This window comes from Streptomyces sp. JNUCC 64 (genome assembly GCF_054484115.1).
In genome coordinates this window covers 4,626,418-4,644,286 of sequence record NZ_CM137015.1, presented here as the reverse complement: position 1 = coordinate 4,644,286, position 17,869 = coordinate 4,626,418, and the positions used below count along the sequence as shown (strand labels likewise).

At 73.2% G+C, this 17,869-nt stretch carries 15 protein-coding genes and 1 pseudogene; 8 read left to right on the top strand and 8 right to left on the bottom strand.

The features are described from left to right. Positions 1 to 29: 29 nt before the first annotated feature. The gene (locus tag ACVWNX_RS19340; RefSeq protein ID WP_454408557.1) at positions 30 to 1,034 is read left to right on the top strand and encodes an ATP-binding protein; all 1,005 of its coding nucleotides are present in this window, start codon (positions 30 to 32) and stop codon (positions 1,032 to 1,034) included. Between the two features lie 211 nt (positions 1,035 to 1,245). On the opposite strand, the gene ACVWNX_RS19335 is transcribed toward ACVWNX_RS19340, so the two are convergent. Next, a complete protein-coding gene (locus ACVWNX_RS19335) occupies positions 1,246 to 2,520 on the bottom strand; it encodes a polysaccharide deacetylase family protein (protein WP_454408556.1) in 1,275 nt (424 codons plus the stop codon). 510 nt (positions 2,521 to 3,030) lie between these two features. Here ACVWNX_RS19335 and ACVWNX_RS19330 point away from each other — a divergent pair. From ACVWNX_RS19330 to ACVWNX_RS19305, 6 genes and pseudogenes are all read left to right on the top strand, one after another. After that, positions 3,031 to 3,939: pseudogene (locus tag ACVWNX_RS19330) on the top strand (carbonic anhydrase); the annotation flags it as partial. Between the two features lie 508 nt (positions 3,940 to 4,447). Next, a complete protein-coding gene (acs, locus tag ACVWNX_RS19325; protein ID WP_454408554.1) occupies positions 4,448 to 6,406 on the top strand; it encodes an acetate--CoA ligase in 1,959 nt (652 codons plus the stop codon). A gap of 358 nt (positions 6,407 to 6,764) precedes the next feature. Beyond that, positions 6,765 to 8,159 carry a Na+/H+ antiporter NhaA gene (nhaA, locus tag ACVWNX_RS19320; protein ID WP_454408553.1) on the top strand — a complete coding sequence of 465 codons (1,395 nt, stop codon included), beginning with the start codon at positions 6,765 to 6,767 and terminating at the stop codon, positions 8,157 to 8,159. A gap of 117 nt (positions 8,160 to 8,276) precedes the next feature. Further along, positions 8,277 to 8,762 (top strand): phage holin family protein, encoded by a 486-nt coding sequence (locus ACVWNX_RS19315; protein ID WP_454408551.1) that lies wholly within the window; start codon positions 8,277 to 8,279, stop codon positions 8,760 to 8,762. Beyond that, positions 8,759 to 9,703, top strand: a complete 945-nt coding sequence (locus ACVWNX_RS19310) for an alpha/beta fold hydrolase (protein ID WP_454408549.1) — start codon at positions 8,759 to 8,761, stop codon at positions 9,701 to 9,703. Before ACVWNX_RS19315 ends, ACVWNX_RS19310 begins: the two co-directional genes overlap by 4 nt. Positions 9,704 to 9,837: 134 nt before the next feature. Further along, positions 9,838 to 10,029 (top strand): hypothetical protein, encoded by a 192-nt coding sequence (locus ACVWNX_RS19305; RefSeq protein WP_454408547.1) that lies wholly within the window; start codon positions 9,838 to 9,840, stop codon positions 10,027 to 10,029. 654 nt (positions 10,030 to 10,683) lie between these two features. Here ACVWNX_RS19305 and ACVWNX_RS19300 read toward each other — a convergent pair. From ACVWNX_RS19300 to nth, 3 genes are all read right to left on the bottom strand, one after another. Then, positions 10,684 to 11,886, bottom strand: coding sequence for a MarP family serine protease (locus ACVWNX_RS19300; RefSeq protein WP_454408545.1), 1,203 nt, complete (start codon positions 11,884 to 11,886; stop codon positions 10,684 to 10,686). A 144-nt stretch (positions 11,887 to 12,030) separates the two neighbouring features. Further along, the gene (locus tag ACVWNX_RS19295) at positions 12,031 to 12,810 is read right to left on the bottom strand and encodes an NUDIX hydrolase (protein ID WP_454408543.1); all 780 of its coding nucleotides are present in this window, start codon (positions 12,808 to 12,810) and stop codon (positions 12,031 to 12,033) included. Positions 12,811 to 12,903: 93 nt separating this feature from the next. After that, on the bottom strand, positions 12,904 to 13,908 hold the full coding sequence (gene nth / locus ACVWNX_RS19290; protein ID WP_454408541.1) for an endonuclease III: 1,005 nt from the start codon (positions 13,906 to 13,908) through the stop codon (positions 12,904 to 12,906). 182 nt (positions 13,909 to 14,090) lie between these two features. On the opposite strand from nth, the gene ACVWNX_RS19285 reads away from it, so the two are divergent. Beyond that, positions 14,091 to 14,765, top strand: coding sequence for a Crp/Fnr family transcriptional regulator (locus ACVWNX_RS19285; RefSeq protein ID WP_006382668.1), 675 nt, complete (start codon positions 14,091 to 14,093; stop codon positions 14,763 to 14,765). A gap of 416 nt (positions 14,766 to 15,181) precedes the next feature. Here the strand turns inward: ACVWNX_RS19285 and ACVWNX_RS19280 are convergent, their stop codons facing one another. The 4 genes from ACVWNX_RS19280 to ACVWNX_RS19265 all read right to left on the bottom strand — a co-directional run bounded on the left by ACVWNX_RS19280 (position 15,182) and on the right by ACVWNX_RS19265 (position 17,809). After that, a complete protein-coding gene (locus ACVWNX_RS19280) occupies positions 15,182 to 16,024 on the bottom strand; it encodes an MBL fold metallo-hydrolase (RefSeq protein WP_454408538.1) in 843 nt (280 codons plus the stop codon). Continuing rightward, positions 16,021 to 16,902, bottom strand: a complete 882-nt coding sequence (locus tag ACVWNX_RS19275) for an NUDIX hydrolase (RefSeq protein WP_454408536.1) — start codon at positions 16,900 to 16,902, stop codon at positions 16,021 to 16,023. Before ACVWNX_RS19275 ends, ACVWNX_RS19280 begins: the two co-directional genes overlap by 4 nt. A 275-nt stretch (positions 16,903 to 17,177) precedes the next feature. Continuing rightward, positions 17,178 to 17,651 carry a RidA family protein gene (locus tag ACVWNX_RS19270; RefSeq protein WP_454408534.1) on the bottom strand — a complete coding sequence of 158 codons (474 nt, stop codon included), beginning with the start codon at positions 17,649 to 17,651 and terminating at the stop codon, positions 17,178 to 17,180. After that, positions 17,648 to 17,809, bottom strand: a complete 162-nt coding sequence (locus ACVWNX_RS19265) for a DUF4177 domain-containing protein (RefSeq protein WP_385484375.1) — start codon at positions 17,807 to 17,809, stop codon at positions 17,648 to 17,650. Before ACVWNX_RS19265 ends, ACVWNX_RS19270 begins: the two co-directional genes overlap by 4 nt. Positions 17,810 to 17,869 lie beyond the last annotated feature (60 nt).

Below are 17,869 nucleotides of genomic sequence, written 5' to 3'. Positions count from 1 at the left end.
CCGGCACCCGCCCACTAGGCTTACTGAACATGAAAACTGCTTTCGTTGGGAAGGGCGGCAGCGGCAAGACCACCCTGTCGTCGCTCTTCGTCCGGCACCTCGCCGCCACCGGCGCGCCGGTCATCGCGGTCGACGCCGACATCAACCAGCACCTGGGCGCCGCCCTCGGCCTCGACGACGAGACCTCGGCCCGGCTGCCCGCGATGGGCGCGCGGCTGCCGCTCATCAAGGACTACCTGCGCGGCTCGAACCCGCGGATCGCCTCCGCCGACACCATGATCAAGACGACGCCCCCCGGCGAGGGCTCCCGGTTGCTGAGGGTCCGCGAGAACAACCCGGTGTACGACGCCTGCGCCCGTCCGGTGGACCTCGACGGCTCCCCGGTGCGGCTGATGGTCACCGGGCCGTTCACGGAGGCGGACCTCGGGGTGTCCTGCTACCACTCCAAGACCGGCGCGGTGGAGCTGTGCCTCAACCACCTGGTCGACGGTCGCGACGAGTACGTGGTGGTCGACATGACGGCGGGCTCCGACTCGTTCGCCTCGGGCATGTTCACCCGCTTCGACATGACGTTCCTAGTCGCCGAACCCACCCGCAAGGGCGTCTCCGTCTACCGCCAGTACAAGGAGTACGCGCGGGACTTCGGGGTGGAACTGCGGGTGGTCGGCAACAAGGTGCAGGGCCCCGACGACATCGACTTCCTGCGCCAGGAGGTCGGCGACGACCTGCTGGTGACCGTGGGCCACTCGGACTGGGTGCGCTCCATGGAGAAGGGGCGTCCGCCCCGGTTCGCCCTTCTGGAGGACGTCAACCGCGCCGCCCTGCGCACCCTCCAGGAGGCCGCCGACGCCACCTACGGCGCCCGGGACTGGGAGCGGTACACCCGGCAGATGGTGGAGTTCCACCTGCGCAACGCGACCTCCTGGGGCAACGAGCGCACGGGGGCCGACCTGGCCGCCCAGGTCGACCCCGCGTTCGTGCTGCGCGAGCAGTCCCCGGCGGACGTGGCCACCGCCGCCGTCCAGCCCGTCTGAGCCGTCCGGCCCGTCCCGTCCGTCCGTCCGGCCTGCCCGCCCCGTCCCGCCTGTCCGGCCCGCCCGTCCCGTCCCGCCTATCCGGCCCGCCCGGTCCCTCCCGTCCCGTCCGGACGTCCGGGGCCCGTCCAGGTCACCGTGACCGTCCGGGCAACCGGCCCGTCCGGTCCGGGGAGGCGTCGACCCCCTCGGACCGGGCGGGCCGGGCCGTTCAGCGCTCCGCGGCGGGCGCGCCCGGGACTCCCTTGGGGGCGGGTGCGGGGCGGGCCGACAGATAGGACGCCCAGCCGCCCTTGGGGGCCTGGCCGACCTTCAGGGAACGGAGTTTGTCGAGGGCCGCCGGATCCTGGGCGTCCAGCCAGTCGGCGAGTTGACGGAAGGACACGCACCGCACGTCCTTCTTGTTGCACACCGTCTCGATGGTCTCCTCGATGGCGCGCATGTAGGTGCCGCCGTTCCAGGACTCGAAGTGGTTGCCGATGATCAGCGGCGCGCGGTTGCCCTCGTAGGCGCGGTCGAAGCCCTGGAGGAGACCGTCGCGCATCTGGTCGCCCCAGTACTCGTGCATCGACGGATCGCCCTGCGAGGTGGTGCCGGACTGGTTGACCATGAAGTTGTAGTCCATGGTCAGCGTCTCGAAGGACCGCCCGGGGACGGGGACGAGCTGCATCGACAGATCCCACAGCCCCTCCTTCTTCCGGGGCCACACCTGGTCGTTGACCCCGCTGGTGTCATAGCGGAAGCCCAGTTCGCGGGCGGCCTTGGTGAAGTTCTTCCGCCCCTCCAGGCAGGGGGTCCGGGCCCCGATCAGCTCCTTCTCGTAGTCGAAGGGCAGCGGTTCGGCGTCCTTCAGGCCGGTGTTGGTCTTCCAGGACGTGACGAAGGACTTGGCCTGGGCGATCTCGCTCTTCCACTCCTCCACGGACCACTGCCCGACGCCGCCCCCGCTGCCGCAGAAGTGGCCGTTGAAGTGGGTGCCGACCTCGTTGCCCTCCAGCCAGGCGCCGCGCAGTTGCTCGACGGTGTCGCTGATCCCCTCGACGTCGTTGAAGCCGATGTCGGAGCTGCCCGCGTTGTGCTGCGGCGGGTCGTACAGCTTCCGCTTCTCCTCCGGGAGCATGTACACCCCGCTGAGGAAGTAGGTCATCGTGGCGTTGTTGGCCTTCGACACCTTCCGGAAGTGGGAGAACAGCCGCTGGCCGTCCTCGCCCGCGCCGTCCCAGGAGAAGACGACGAACTGCGGCGGGCGCTGACCGGGTTTCAGCCGCTCGGGACGGGCGAGTTTCGGCTGGGCGCCGGTGAAGGCGGTGGAGCCGTCACCGATGAGCCGGACCGCGTTCTTGGGCGCGGCGGCCGCGGGCGGCTCCTTCTCCCGGGGGGCGGTCCGCTCGGCACGGGCGCCGTCGGTGTCGCCGCAGCCGGACAGGGCCACGGCGCAGGCCGCGGTCACGGCGAGACCCACGGCGATCCTTGGGGTGGCGGCCATCCGCCCACCTTCTTCCTGTACGACAAATCTGGGCGCGGTCAACGTCGCACGGGAGCTTCAATAGTTTTGTATGACAAGCCGATGAAATTACCCATTCACCCCTCCAGGTGAATGGATGCGCCTTTTGATGCAGGTGTTCGGTCTCGTTCTTTACTCTGAATTACGATCCGTTTACCGAGAGTTGATTCATCCCGCCGCTGCAACGCCGTGACCCCACGGCCGCGAGCCCGCCCCACCCCCTCCCCTCCGGAGGGATCGGGGCCCCTGTCCGCGACCGCGCCGCCCCGGAGGAGACGGGACATGCCAGCACCCACACCCGGCCACCACCACCCCATGGACCCCCGGTCCACCGCCAGCCACCACGACCTCCACCACGCGGCGCCGAGCGCCCCCACCGGCGAGACCCACCGCCCTGCCCGCACCCACCCCCCGCACAGCCCGCCGCCCGCGCACGCCCTCGGCCACCAGAGCCACCCGAACCGCACAGACCGCCCGGACCGCCCCGGGCACCTGGAGCACCCCAACCCCCCTGGCCACCCCACGCACTCCAGTCACACTGGACACCCCGCGCACCCCGACCGCACCGGCCACCCCGGGCACCCCGGGCACCCCGGGCACCCGCTCGCCAGTGGCATCAGCGCCTTCCAGCGGCACACCGCTCCCCTGGTCCGGGGCGAGCTGGCCAGACTCGCCCGGGAGGGGCAACGCCCCTCACAGCTCTTCCTCGCCTGCGCCGACTCCCGGCTGGTCACCTCGATGATCACTTCAAGCCGACCGGGCGACCTCTTCGTGGTCCGCAACGTCGGCAATCTGGTGCCCCGCCCCGGAGCCGAACGCGGGGACGACTCCGTCGCCGCCGCGATCGAGTACGCCGTCGAGGTGCTGCGGGTCCGCTCGGTCACCGTCTGCGGCCACTCCGGGTGCGGCGCCATGCAGGCCCTGCTCACCGCCGAGGCCGAGTCCGCCGGGTCCCCGACGACGGCCGCCCCCGACGACGCCCCCACCGGTTCGGCGTCCGGCGCCGCGTCCAGGCGGCCCGAGGCACCCGACGCCCGCACCCCGCTCCGCCGCTGGCTGCGTCACGGGCTGCCCAGCCTCGAACGGATGCGGACGGCCTCCCCCGCACCACCCCGGCTGTGCGGCCGTCCGCCCGCCGACGCCGTCGAACAGCTCTGCCTCACCAATGTGGTGCAGCAACTCACCCATCTGCGGGAACACGAGTCCGTGGCCCGACGGCTCGCGGACGGCTCCCTCGCCCTCTACGGCATGTACTTCCACGTCGGCGAGGCGCAGTCCTATCTCCTGGACCCGCCCGAAGTGACGTTCGCGCAGGTCACCGAGGTGGAGGAGACGACGGGCCGCTCCCCCGGGGCCCACAGCGCGGGCGCCACGGCCACCGCGCCCGTCCAGCGCTTCTGACTCCGAACCCTGACCCTGGACGCCACGCCCCTGCCCGGGCCCCGGGCTCCTGGTCCCTGGCCAGGGACCCAGCCCGGGACCCTGACCCACCCCGGACCGGGACCCGGGACCCGGGACCCGGCCCACCGTCCGGGGGTGCCCCACCGGACGCGCCCCCGGACGCCCCTCTCCACGCCTCAGGGCGTCCTCCCGCCCACTCCCCGAGGGCCCCGCCCCCTCACCCACCCACCACCCCGGTGACCCGTCCCCCACCCCGGGACGACCTCCGGACACCCCCACGACCGGCGCGCCGCGACCCCCGCGGCGCGCCCCGCGCACCACCCTTGACCGGGCCCGATCGACCCCCTCCGGACCCCGTGGACGGCACCCCCGTCGCCTCCGCTTCCTCCGGAGAGGTACGCCACACAGGTCTAAACCAATTTCCGGCCAGCCCTTGTCAGCGGCCCCTTGGTTCTGGTGAGCTGTGGCGCGGGACACAGCGGACCGACTCCTGGGAAAGGGAGACGTCGTGAGCAACGAAAGCCTGGCCAATCTGCTGAAGGAAGAACGCAGATTCGCGCCTCCCGCCGAGCTGGCGGCCAACGCCAATGTCACCGCGGAGGCGTACGAGCAGGCCAAGGCTGACCGGCTCGGCTTCTGGGCCGAGCAGGCCCGCCGTCTGAGCTGGGCGACCGAGCCCACCGAGACCCTCGACTGGTCGAACCCGCCGTTCGCCAAGTGGTTCCAGGACGGCAAGCTCAACGTCGCGTACAACTGCGTGGACCGCCATGTCGAGGCGGGCAACGGCGACCGGGTCGCCATCCACTTCGAGGGCGAGCCGGGCGACGGCCGCGCCGTGACGTACGCGCAGCTCAAGGACGAGGTCTCGCAGGCCGCCCACGCGCTCACCGAGCTGGGCGTCACCGCGGGCGACCGGGTCGCGATCTACCTCCCGATGATCCCCGAGGCGGTCGTCGCGATGCTCGCGTGCGCGCGCGTCGGCGCCGCGCACTCCGTGGTCTTCGGCGGCTTCTCCGCCGACGCCATCGCGGCCCGCATCACCGACGCCAGCGCCAAGGTGGTGATCACCGCCGACGGCGGCTACCGCCGGGGCAAGCCGTCCGCCCTCAAGCCCGCCGTCGACGACGCGCTCACCCGGGTCGAGGGCGTCGAGAAGGTCCTCGTCGTCCGCCGCACCGGCGAGGACGTGGCGTGGACCGAGGGCCGCGACGTGTGGTGGCACGAGATCACCGGCCGCCAGTCCACCGAGCACACCCCCGAGGCGTTCGACGCCGAGCACCCGCTGTTCATCCTCTACACCTCGGGGACCACCGGGAAGCCCAAGGGCATCCTGCACACCTCCGGCGGCTACCTCACCCAGGCCGCGTACACCCACCACGCCGTCTTCGACCTCAAGCCGGAGACCGACGTCTACTGGTGCACCGCCGACATCGGCTGGGTCACCGGCCACTCGTACATCACCTACGGTCCGCTCGCCAACGGCGCCACCCAGGTCATGTACGAGGGCACCCCGGACACCCCGCACCAGGGCCGGTTCTGGGAGATCGTCCAGAAGTACGGCGTGACGATCCTCTACACCGCTCCCACCGCGATCCGCACCTTCATGAAGTGGGGCGACGACATCCCGGCCAAGTTCGACCTGAGCAGCCTGCGGGTGCTCGGGTCGGTCGGCGAGCCGATCAACCCCGAGGCGTGGATCTGGTACCGCAAGCACATCGGCGGCGACCGCTGTCCGATCGTCGACACCTGGTGGCAGACCGAGACCGGCGCCATGATGATCGCGCCGCTGCCCGGGGTCACCGAGACCAAGCCGGGCTCCGCGCAGCGCGCGCTGCCGGGCATCGCCGCGACCGTCGTGGACGACGAGGCGAACGAGGTGCCCGACGGAGGCGGCGGCTACCTGGTGCTCACCGAGCCGTGGCCGTCGATGCTCCGCACCATCTGGGGCGACGACCAGCGTTTCCTCGACACCTACTGGTCCCGCTTCGAAGGCCGCTACTTCGCGGGCGACGGCGCCAAGAAGGACGAGGACGGCGACATCTGGCTGCTCGGCCGGGTGGACGACGTGATGCTGGTGTCCGGACACAACATCTCCACCACCGAGGTCGAGTCCGCGCTGGTCTCGCACCCCTCGGTCGCCGAGGCGGCGGTCGTGGGCGCGGCGGACGAGACGACCGGTCAGGCCATCGTGGCCTTCGTGATCCTGCGGGGCAGCGCCGACGCCGGGGACGAGAACCTGGTGGCGTCGCTGCGCAACCACGTGGGCGCCACGCTCGGCCCGATCGCCAAGCCCAAGCGGGTGCTGCCGGTGGCGGAGCTGCCCAAGACCCGGTCCGGCAAGATCATGCGCCGACTGCTGCGCGACGTCGCCGAGAACCGCGAGCTGGGTGACGTCACCACGCTGACCGACTCCTCGGTCATGGACCTCATCCAGACCAAGCTCCCGGCCACGCCCAGCGAGGACTGAGCACCGGCGGTCCGGTCACCCGGACGCCCCTTTTCTGCGTAAAGTAACGATCACCCGATACGCCCGTCGGACCAGCAGGTAAGCTGTCCGTCGCGTCAAGGTCACGTCAAGATCGAGCGGACGGCGGACGAGCCACCACGGTCGTCCCCGCCCCACGAGGGAACCCACGTCCGTGGGAGCCCTCGTCCCACCGGGAGCCACACTCCACCGGGAGTCAGATCCCTCCGGAGTCACCCCTCCGGGACGGTCCTCGACGCGACGAGAACGAGTACCACAGGTGTGCCGGGAAGTCTGGTCGGCAACGCAGTCGGCGACCCGTCGACTGGGTTCGTCGCACACGACCTGGAGGTCCGCACCCGTGGCCGCGCCCAGCACCCCCCGCAAGCTCCTCGGACGACTCTCCCTCCCCGAGCGGAACTTCGTCGCGGAAGCCCTGCGCACCGAGACCGTCGGCGGGGTGCTGCTGCTCATCGCCGCCATCACCGCCCTGGTCTGGGCGAACACCCCGCTGCGGGAGAGCTACGAGACGGTCCGGGACGCCCACTTCGGACCCGCCGCGCTCGGCCTCGACCTGTCCGTGCAGCACTGGGCCGCCGACGGCCTCCTGGCGGTCTTCTTCTTCGTCGCCGGGATCGAGCTCAAACGCGAACTCGTCGCCGGTGACCTCCGCGACCCCAAGGCGGCGGTGCTGCCGGTGGTCGCCGCGCTGTGCGGCATGGCCGTGCCCGCGCTGGTGTACACCGCCACCGCCCTCGGCGGCGGCGGATCGCTGGACGGCTGGGCGGTGCCCACCGCCACCGACATCGCCTTCGCGCTCGCCGTGCTCGCCGTCATCGGCACCTCCCTGCCCTCCTCGCTGCGCGCCTTCCTGCTGACCCTCGCCGTGGTCGACGACCTCTTCGCCATCCTGATCATCGCGGTCTTCTTCACCAGCGAACTGGACTTCGCGGCCCTCGGCGGCGCCTTCCTCGGCCTCGCCGTCTTCTGGCTGCTGCTGCGCAAGGGCGTGCGCGGCTGGTACGTGTACGTGCCGCTGGCCCTGGTGATCTGGGGCCTGATGTACAACAGCGGCGTCCACGCCACCATCGCCGGCGTCGCGATGGGCCTGATGCTGCGCTGCACCCGCCGCGAGGGCGAGGCCCACTCCCCCGGCGAGCACATCGAGCATCTGGTGCGGCCCGTCTCCGCGGGGCTCGCCGTGCCGCTGTTCGCGCTGTTCAGCGCGGGGGTGTCGGTCTCCGGCGGGGCGCTCACCCAGGTGTTCACCCAGCCCGAGACCCTCGGGGTCGTCCTCGGCCTGGTGGTCGGCAAGGCGGTCGGCATCTTCGGCGGCACCTGGCTGACCGCCCGCTTCACCCGGGCCTCGCTCAGCGACGACCTCGCCTGGCCGGACGTGTTCGCGGTCGCGACCCTCGCGGGCATCGGCTTCACGGTCTCGCTGCTGATCGGCGAACTGGCCTTCGCCGGGGACCCGGCGCTCACCGCAGAGGTCAAGGCGGCCGTCCTGGTCGGCTCCCTGATCGCGGCCGTCCTCGCCTCCGTCCTGCTGAAGGTCCGCAACGCCAAGTACCGCGCGCTGTGCGCGGACGAGGAGCGCGACGACGACCTCGACGGCATCCCCGACGTCTACGAGCAGGACAATCCGGAGTACCACCTGCGGATGGCCGCGATCTACGAGCGGAAGGCCGCCGAGCACCGCAGGCTCGCGGAAGTGACGGCCGGGGCGGGCGCCGGGGGCGACGGTCCGGCATGATCTGACATCGAAGCGTCATCGCCGCACGTGCGGCGGGGTCGCCGACCGCTCCGGGGCCACACGGACCCGGAGCGCCCGCCGGACCAGACGGGACACACCGGAGAGAGGGAGTACGCGATGAGCGCACCGGAGGCCCCCGTGGGCGCCGACCGCAGCCTCGGCAACCTGGTGGCCAGCGCCACCAGCGAGATGTCGGCGCTGGTGCACGACGAGATCGCGCTGGCCAAGGCCCAGCTGCGGCAGGACGTCAAGCGCGGCGCGGTCAGCGGGGGCGCGTTCATCGCCGCCGGAACCGTGCTGCTGTTCTCCCTGCCGATGCTGAGCTTCGCGCTCGCGTACGGCATCCACGCCTGGAGCGGCTGGCACCTGTCCGTCTGCTTCCTGCTGTCGTTCGCGGCGAACGTGCTGGTCGCCGTGGTCCTCGCGCTCGTCGGCGTGGCGTTCGCCAAGAAGGCCAAGAAGGGCAAGGGGCCGCAGAAGGTCGCCGCCTCCGCCAAGCAGACCGCCGCCGTGCTCCAGCACGCCAAGCCGCACCCGCGCCCGGCGGCCGGGGACGACGGGTTCCGCGACGAGCCCGGGCTTGTGGCACGCTCGTCCTCATGACCCACCCGGCCACCCCCTCGTCCCAGCCGCCCTCGGTCGTCCGGATCGAGGGCCCCTGGACGCACCGCGATGTCGCCGCCAACGGGGCGCGCTTCCACATCGCGGAACTCGGCGAGGGGCCGCTGGTGCTGCTGCTCCACGGCTTCCCCCAGTTCTGGTGGGCCTGGCGGCACCAGCTCGTGGCCCTCGCGGACGCGGGGTTCCGGGCGGTGGCCATGGACCTGCGCGGGGTCGGCGGCAGTGACCGCACCCCGCGCGGCTACGACCCCGCGAACCTGGCCCTGGACATCACCGGGGTGGTCCGCTCGCTCGGGGAGCCGGACGCCGCGCTCGTCGGCCACGACCTCGGCGGCTACCTCGCGTGGACGGCCGCCGTGATGCGCCCCAAGCTGGTGCGGCGGCTCGCCGTCTCCTCGATGCCGCACCCCCGCCGCTGGCGTTCGGCGATGCTGTCGGACGCCCGGCAGACCGTGGCGGGCTCCCACATCTGGGGGTTCCAGCGGCCCTGGCTGCCGGAACGTCAGCTGCTCGCGGACGACGGCGCCCTGGTGGGACGTCTGATCCGGGACTGGGCCGGGCCCCGGCAGGACGAGTTCACCGACCCCGTGGTGGACACCTACCGGCGCGCCATGTCCATCCCGTCCACCGCGCACTGCTCGATCGAGCCGTACCGCTGGATGGTGCGCTCGCTGGCCCGTCCGGACGGGTTCCAGTTCAACCGCCGGATGAAGCGGCCGGTCCGGGTGCCCACGCTCCATCTGCACGGTTCGCTCGACCCGGTCATGCGGACCCGGAGCGCCGCCGGGTCCGGCCAGTACGTGGAAGCGCCGTACCGGTGGCGGCTGTTCGACGGGGTCGGGCACTTCCCGCACGAGGAGGACCCGGTGGCGTTCTCCACCGAACTCGTCAACTGGCTGAAGGACCCCGAGCCCGACCGCTGACCGGCGTCCGCCGACCGGTCTTCGGTCAGCGGTCGGTTGACCGACGGTCAGTCCGCTGCCATGTGCCCCGCGCATAGGCCGATTGGGCCCGTGCGGGGCGGTTACCGACCTTGGGGGCCGGGCACACGTCCGGTATGGGCTGGACGCACGACCACAGTGACGCAGCACGGGAAGGCCGCTCGGGGACCGGATCGGGGTCCCTGCCACGGAGCGGTGCGCGCAGAGCGGCGGGCGAGCGGCCCGCCGGGCAGGCGATCGGCATTCCGCGCATTCTGCGGCGCCGGGCCCGCTGGGTCTCGGCGCGGTTGCGCCACCCTCGCGGCTGACCGTCCGGTCGGGGTGGCAGGGTCCTCCTGACGCTACGCACTCCGGCTCACGGGCCGGTGGGCGCCGTTCGCGCAGTTCCCCGCGCCCCTTTCGGGCGCCCCCGGTCGTTCTTCCGGCGCGGGCACGCCGTGGTTACTCGCGCAGTTCCCCGCGCCCCCTTCGGGCGCCCCCGGTCGTTCTTCTGGTGCGGGCACGTCGTGGCCGCCCGGGCCCGGTCCGTTCTCCGGTGCGGGCACGCCGTGGTCGCTCGCGCCGTTCCCCGCGCCCCTTTCGGGGCGCTCCCTGGGTGCCACGTGCCCCGTCAGGGGCGCGGGGAACTGCGCGGGCGACCCACCACGACCCGCAGAAGAAACCGCACCGCCAGAGGCACCCCCCAGGGGCGCGGGGAACGGCGCGAACAGCCCACCACGGCCCAGCGGCCGGGGAACGGAGCGGCGGGAGCGGACCCCCGCGTACCCGCACCCCGAGAACGGACCAGGGGGCGCCCGAAGGGGCGCGGGGAACTGCGCGAGTACCCCCCACCGGCCCGCGAGCCGGACAACGAGCCGGGACGCACGCGCAAGGGGGCGCGGGGAACGGCGCGAGCGGCGCCCCACCGGCCCGCGGGCCGGTGGACGGACCGCCAGCGACCGACCGCCCACCGAGCCGGACGGCTACAACGCACAGCCCTCGCTGTCCACCTGCTGGTTCGCCGCGCGCCCCATCCGGATGTCGTCGCGGACCTCGTCCGCGGTGAGCGCGTACCCCGTGTCGGGATCGTCCAGCGACTTCGCGAAGATCACCCCGTACACCCGCCCGTCGGGCGTCAGCAGGGGCCCGCCGGAGTTGCCCTGACGCACCGTCGCGTACAGCGAGTACACATCGCGGCGGACGGTCCCCCGGTGGTAGATGTCGGGCCCGTTCGCGGTGATCCGGCCCCGGACCCGCGCGGGACGGACGTCGTACGCGCCGTTCTCGGGGAACCCGGCGACGATCGCCCCCGCCCCGCTGCGCGCCTCGCGGTCGGTGACGAACTCCAGCGCGGGCGCCTTCAGGTTCGGGACGTCGAGCACGGCGATGTCGCGCCGCCAGTCGTAGAGGACGACCTTCGCGTCGTACAGCTTGCCCTCGCCCCCTATCTGGACGGTGGGCTCCTCGACCCCGCCGACCACATGGGCGTTGGTCATGACGCGGCGCTCCGCGAAGACGAACCCGGTGCCCTCCAGGACCTTGTCGCAGCTCTGCGCGGTGCCCAGGACCTTCACGATGGAGCGTTTGGCGTGGGCCGCGACCGCGCTGTTGGCCAGCTTGGGGTCGGGCGGCCGGACCTCCTGGATGGGCTCGTTGGAGAACGGACTGAAGACCTGCGGGAAGCCGTTCTGGGCGAGCACGGACGAGAAGTCCGCGAACCAGGTGTCGGCCTGGTCGGGCAGCGCGCGGGAGACCCCGAGGAGCACCTTGGAGCCGCGCACCTCCTTGCCGACGGTCGGCAGGGTCGTCCCGGCGAGCGCGGAGCCGATCAGCCAGGCGACCAGCAGCATCGCCACGACGTTGACGAGCGCGCCGCCCGTGGCGTCGAGGGCGCGCGCGGGCGACCAGGTGATGTGCCGGCGCAGCCGGTTGCCGAGGTGGGTGGTGAACGCCTGCCCGACGGAGGCGCAGACGATGACGATGACCACGGCGACGACGGCCGCGGTCGTGCTGACGTCGGCGTCGTCGGTGACGCCGTCCCAGATGACCGGCAGCAGATAGACGGCGACGAGTCCGCCCCCGAGGAAGCCGATCACCGACAGGATGCCGACGACGAAGCCCTGCCGGTAGCCGACGACGGCGAACCACACGGCCGCCACCAGCAGCAGGATGTCGAGCACATTCACCGTTTCACGCCTCGCCTTGCCTCGCCGTCCGTCGTCGTCCGCCGGGCCGGGGCCGGGCGGGCGCGGGAGCCGTCCGGGGCCCCGGGATTGATCACCAGAACGCACACCTTGCCATGTGACGTGCGCTTTCGGTCGCCCACTGTGTCACGCGTGCCAGTCGAGGGGGACCCGCCGGGAGCGGTCCCAGGGGCGTTCCCAGCCGGAGAAGTGCAGCAGCCGGTCGATGACCCCGGCGGTGAACCCCCAGACGAGGGCCTTCTCCACGAGGAACGCCGGGCCGGTGTGGCCCAGGGGGTGCACGGCGGTGGCGCGTTTGGCGGGGTCCGTGAGATCCGCCACGGGAACCGTGAACACCCGGGCGGTCTCCGCCGGGTCGACGACCCCGACCGGGCTGGGCTCGCGCCACCAGCCGAGGACGGGGGTGACCACGAAGCCGCTGACGGGGATGTAGAGCTTGGGGAGCACCGCGAAGATCTGGACCCCGCCGGGGTCCAGCCCGGTCTCCTCCCACGCCTCCCGCAGCGCGGCCCGCACCGGGCCGTCGCCCTGGGGGTCGCCGTCGCCGGGGTCGAGCGCGCCGCCGGGGAAGGCGGGCTGGCCCGCGTGGGAGCGCAGCGAACCGGCGCGCTCCATCAGCAGCAGTTCGGGACCCCGGACGCCCTCGCCGAAGAGGACCAGGACGGCGGACTGGCGGCCCGCGTCGTCCTCGGGCGGCAGGAACCTGCTGAGCTGCGGGGGTTCGACGGTCTCGGCGGCCCGTACGACGGGGGCGAGCCAGGCGGGCAGCCCGTCGCCGCTGACCTCGACGGCCCGCCCGACGGCGGGGCCGGCCCCGGGGAGCGCTCCCCCCGGGCGCGCGGGGCCGTCCGTCGCCTGTCCGTGTCCACGGCCGCCGCCGGTCTTGCCGTCACCCGTGCGCGTCATCGGCACCCCCGTCCCTGGGGGCACAACGCGTACCCACCCCCGCATCGTTCCGCCCCGGGCGCGGGAAAGCGCCGGGAGTGCGCGCGGGAGCCGTCATCCCGCCCGTCCGGGGGCCGTGGCGCCCAGCGGGGGCGCGGGCACGCCGCCCGCTTCGAGGTAGGACCGAGGCGGGTTCAGCCGCTGGCCGGGGTAACCGCCCTTCTCGTACTTGAGCAGCTTGGCGGCCTTCTCCGGGTCCGTCTCGCCCTCCCCGTAGGAGGGGCAGAGCGGGGCGATGGGGCAGGCTCCGCAGGCGGGCTTGCGGGCGTGGCAGATGCGTCGGCCGTGGAAGATCACCCGGTGCGAGAGCATCGTCCAGTCACTCTTGGGGAACAGCTCGCCGATCGCCTTCTCGACTTTGTCGGGGTCGGTCTCCTCGGTCCACTTCCAGCGCCGCACCAGCCGTCCGAAGTGGGTGTCCACGGTGATGCCGGGCCGCCCGAAGGCGTTGCCGAGGACCACGAACGCGGTCTTGCGGCCGACGCCCGGCAGCCGGACCAGCTCCTCCAGGGTGCCGGGCACCTCCCCGTCGTGGTCGTCGCGCAGGGCGGCGGCCAGTCCGACGATCGACTTGGTCTTGGCGCGGAAGAACCCGGTCGGCCGGATCAGCTCCTCCACGCGCGCGGGGTCGGCCGCCGCGAGGTCCTCGGGCGTCGGGTAGGCGGCGAACAGGGCCGGGGTGGTCTGGTTCACCCTCAGATCGGTGGTCTGCGCGGACAGCACGGTGGCCACCAGCAGCTGGAAGCTGTTCTCGAAGTCCAGCTCGGGGTGCGCGTAGGGGTAGACCTCGGCCAGCTCGCGGTTGATCCGCCGGGCGCGCCGGACCAGGGCGGTGCGGGACTCGGGGCGCGCCGGACGTCCCGCCGGGGCCACCCGGGTCGCCCGGGTCGTCGCCGAGGGGCGCACGGTGGCGGCCCGGGCCTTCCCTGACCGCGAACCACCCGCCCGTTTTGTCGCTTTCGATCCATCCGTGGGCGATTGTTCGCCCACAGCGGAATCACTCCCTGACACCACCCGCGCAGCCCCCTTGGCCTGTGCTCTCACCGGCGACTTGGACACCCGGCCAGCCTAAAGCCCGGCACCGACATGCGCCCGGGACCTGGAAGATCGGCGCCCGATTGGCCCCCACGGGCACTGCGTGGGACGTACGTACGGCAGACTTGTGACTGATCACACTGTTTGGACCGTCCGGCAAGATGGGGAGCACAGACCCCTGAGTCAGGTCGACAAGGAGAGAACTCGTGGACGACGTTCTGCGGCGCGCCCCGCTCTTCGCGGCGCTCGATGACGAGCAGGCCGCGGAGCTGCGCGCCTCCATGAGTGAGGTGACCCTCGCGCGCGGTGACGCCCTCTTCCACGAGGGCGACCCCGGGGACCGCCTGTACGTGGTCACCGAGGGCAAGGTGAAGCTCCACCGGACGTCCCCGGACGGCCGCGAGAACATGCTGGCGGTGCTCGGCCCCGGCGAGCTGATCGGCGAGCTGTCGCTGTTCGACCCGGGCCCCCGCACGGCCACCGCCACCGCGCTGACCGAGGTCAAGCTGCTCGGCCTCGGCCACGGCGACCTCCAGCCCTGGCTGAACGCCCGCCCCGAGGTGGCCGCCGCGCTGCTGCGCGCCGTCGCCCGACGGCTGCGCAAGACCAACGACCAGATGTCCGACCTGGTCTTCTCCGATGTGCCGGGCCGGGTCGCCCGCGCGCTGCTCGATCTGTCGCGCCGCTTCGGCGTGCAGTCGGAGGAGGGCATCCACGTGGTGCACGACCTCACCCAGGAGGAGCTGGCCCAACTCGTCGGCGCGTCCCGCGAGACCGTCAACAAGGCGCTGGCCGACTTCGCCGGGCGCGGCTGGCTGCGGCTGGAGGCCCGCGCGGTGATCCTGCTGGACGTCGAACGGCTGGCCAAGCGCTCGCGCTGACCCCGTCCGCGCGGAACGGTCCACGGCCGTTCCGACACGTGTCACACGGGCGCCCCGCAGACCTCACCGTCGCGGGGCGCCCGCCGCGTTCCCGGGGGTCCCCGGACGCCCCGGCGGTCGTCCGCGACGCCCCGGGACAGCGGCGGGGAGCTCCACGGCGCCCACAGCGGCGTGACGGGCCTCCTGGCCGGACGGACACCCGTCATCCGGCCGGGAAGGCGCCGCACGGGCACCCCGTCGACCGGGAAGGGCCCTGGAAGGCCGTCTGACCGCCCGAGGGCCGGTGCGGGACGCTTGTGAGACCCGCTGACACCATCCGGGCCCCCGGAGCCGCTGAGCGCGCCTTCCGGCCCTTCCCTCCCCGCGCCCGCTCCGGGACCGGGAACGGCCGGAGCCGGAGGGACGGAACGCCCGGGTCAGGGAAGCGGGGGGATCAGCCCGTGCTCGCGCAGGTACTCCAGCTGCGCCCGTACCGACAGCTCCGCCGCGGGCCACAGCGAGCGGTCCACGTCCGCGTAGACCCGGGCCACGACCTGGGCCGCCGTCCGGTGGCCGTCCTCCACCGCCGTCTCGACCTGGGCCAGCCGGTGGGCGCGGTGCGCCAGGTAGAACTCCATGGCGCCCCGGGCGTCCTCCAGGACCGGCCCGTGTCCCGGCAGGACCACGGTCACCCCGTCGTCGACGGTCAGCGACCGCAGTCGGCGCAGCGAGTCGAGGTAGTCGCCGAGCCGGCCGTCCGGATGGGACACCACCGTGGTGCCCCGGCCGAGGACGGTGTCCCCGGTGAGGACCGCCCGGTCGGCCGGGAGGTGGAAGCACAGCGAGTCGCCGGTGTGCCCCGGCGTGGGCACCACCCTCAGTTCCAGACCGCCCGTGGTGATCACGTCCCCGGCGGCCAGCCCCTCGTCCCCGAGCCGCAGCGCCGGGTCCAGGGCCCGCACCCGGCTGCCGGTCAGCTCCGCGAAGCGGCCCGCGCCCTCCGCATGGTCGGCGTGGCCGTGGGTCAGCAGGGTCAGGGCGACGCGGCGGCCGGTCCGTTCGACCTCCGCGACGACGGCCCTCAGGTGCCCCTCGTCCAGCGGCCCGGGGTCGACCACCACGGCGAGCGCGGAGTCCGGCTCCGCGACGATCCAGGTGTTGGTGCCGTCCAGCGTCATCACCGACGGGTTCGGCGCGAGGACGTTCACCGCGCGCGTGGTGGCCGGTCCGGAGACCACCGCGCCGCGCGGCTGGCCGGGAAGGGCCGCGGCGTCGGTCACCGGGTCCCCTCCCCGTCGGGCGCCGTGGCGGGCACCGCCTTGGCGAACTCCTCGTGCCCCGGCCAGGTCAGCAGCACCCGGTCGCCGTCCAGCCGGGCCCGCGCGAGGACGGGCGTCAGATCGCGTTCCGGCGCGGCGGCCAGCGCCCCGGCGGCGGTGCGGTACCCGGCCAGCTGGCGCAGGGTGGCGATGGTCGGGGGCATCATCGTCAGCTCGCCCCGGTCGTAGCCGTCGGCCGCCCGGGACGGGGCCGTCCACACCGTCCGGTCCGCCTCGGTGGAGGCGTCCCGGGCGTGCTGTCCGGGCGGGAGCGCGGCGACGAAGAACCAGGTGTCGTAGCGGCGCGGTTCGAACTCCGGGGTGATCCAGCGCGCCCAGGCGCCCAGCAGGTCCGCACGCAGTACGAGGTCCCGCCGTTCCAGGAAGTCCGCGAACGAGGTCTCCCGGGCCACCAGGGCGGCCCGGTCGGCCTCCCAGTCCGGGCCGGAGACGTCCGCGACCACCGCGTCCGGGGCGGGCCCCGCGAGCAGCACCCCGGACTCCTCGAAGGTCTCCCGGACGGCCGCGCACACGATCGCCTGCGCGGTGGCCTCGTCGGTGCCGAGCCGGGAGGCCCACCACGCGCGCGGGGGCCCCGCCCACCGGGGTTCCCGCTCGTGGTCGCGGGGGTCCACGCCACCGCCCGGATACGCGTACGCGCCCCCGGCGAAGGCCATGGAGGCGCGGCGGCGCAGCAGATGGACGTGGGGCCCCTCGGGGGTGTCCCGCAGCAGCATCACGGTGGCGGCCCGGCGGGGCGGCACGACGTCGAGGGTGCCGTCCGCCAGCGCGCGGATCCGGTCCGGCCACTCCGGTGGGTACCACTGCCCGTTCGCCATGGCGGGAGGCTATCCCGGGGGGCGCGGATGTTCGAGGGCGAGCGCCCCTCACCGTCCGGCGAGCGCCCCTCCGCCCCCGCCGGACGCCCCGGTGGTCCGGACCCCCGACCGGCACTCCGCCGGAAGGCGCCCGGTGGCCGTCGGCGGAAGCCGGTGACCGACGGCGGACGGCCCCGACGGCCCTTCCGGAGGGACGACCTCGGAGGGGCGGCCCTCAAGACGCACGGTCCTCAAGACGCACGGCCTTCAGGGGCACGGTCCTCAGAGGCACGGCCTCAGTGGTCGGGGAGCAGCTCCACGAGGACCTCGACCTCGACGGGCGCGTCCAGCGGGAGCACCGCGACGCCGACCGCGCTGCGCGCGTGGACGCCCTTCTCCCCGAAGACCTCGCCCAGCAGCTCACTGGCCCCGTTGAGGACCCCGGGCTGTCCGGTGAAGTCCGAGGCGGACGCCACGAACCCGGTGACCTTCACCACCCGGGCGACCCGGTCCAGGTCACCGGCGACGGACTTCACGGCGGCCAGCGCGTTCAGCGCGCAGGTCCGGGCGAGGCCCTTCGCCTCCTCGGCGGTGACCTCGGCGCCGACCTTGCCGGTGACCGGCAGGGTGCCCTCGACCAGCGGCAGCTGCCCGGCCGTGTACACGTACGCCCCGGTCCGCACGGCGGGCTGGTAGGCGGCGAGCGGCGCGGCGACCTGCGGCAGCGTCAGTCCCAGCTCCGCCAGCCGCGCCTCGACGGCCCCGCTCACTCGGACTTCTCGCGCTTCAGGTAGGCGACGAGCTGCTCGGGGTTCGGGCCCGGGACGACCTGCACCAGTTCCCAGCCGTCCTGCCCCCAGGTGTCGAGGATCTGCTTGGTGGCGTGGACGAGCAGCGGCACGGTCGAGTATTCCCACTTCTTGGTCATGCGGCGACTGTATCCGCTGGGAAGGGCGGCCTCCTGCGTAGGCCGTCGCGCCAGTGGTTA

What these genes read in the sequence shown, in the direction of transcription:
- ACVWNX_RS19340 (WP_454408557.1), top strand. Translation starts at nt 30, where the DNA reads ATGAAAACTGCTTTCGTTGGGAAGGGCGGCAGCGGCAAGACCACCCTG.
- ACVWNX_RS19335 (WP_454408556.1), bottom strand. Translation starts at nt 2,520, where the DNA reads ATGGCCGCCACCCCAAGGATCGCCGTGGGTCTCGCCGTGACCGCGGCC.
- ACVWNX_RS19315 (WP_454408551.1), top strand. Translation starts at nt 8,277, where the DNA reads ATGAGCGCACCGGAGGCCCCCGTGGGCGCCGACCGCAGCCTCGGCAAC.
- ACVWNX_RS19310 (WP_454408549.1), top strand. Translation starts at nt 8,759, where the DNA reads ATGACCCACCCGGCCACCCCCTCGTCCCAGCCGCCCTCGGTCGTCCGG.
- ACVWNX_RS19305 (WP_454408547.1), top strand. Translation starts at nt 9,838, where the DNA reads ATGGGCTGGACGCACGACCACAGTGACGCAGCACGGGAAGGCCGCTCG.
- ACVWNX_RS19295 (WP_454408543.1), bottom strand. Translation starts at nt 12,810, where the DNA reads ATGACGCGCACGGGTGACGGCAAGACCGGCGGCGGCCGTGGACACGGA.
- ACVWNX_RS19275 (WP_454408536.1), bottom strand. Translation starts at nt 16,902, where the DNA reads ATGGCGAACGGGCAGTGGTACCCACCGGAGTGGCCGGACCGGATCCGC.
- ACVWNX_RS19265 (WP_385484375.1), bottom strand. Translation starts at nt 17,809, where the DNA reads ATGACCAAGAAGTGGGAATACTCGACCGTGCCGCTGCTCGTCCACGCC.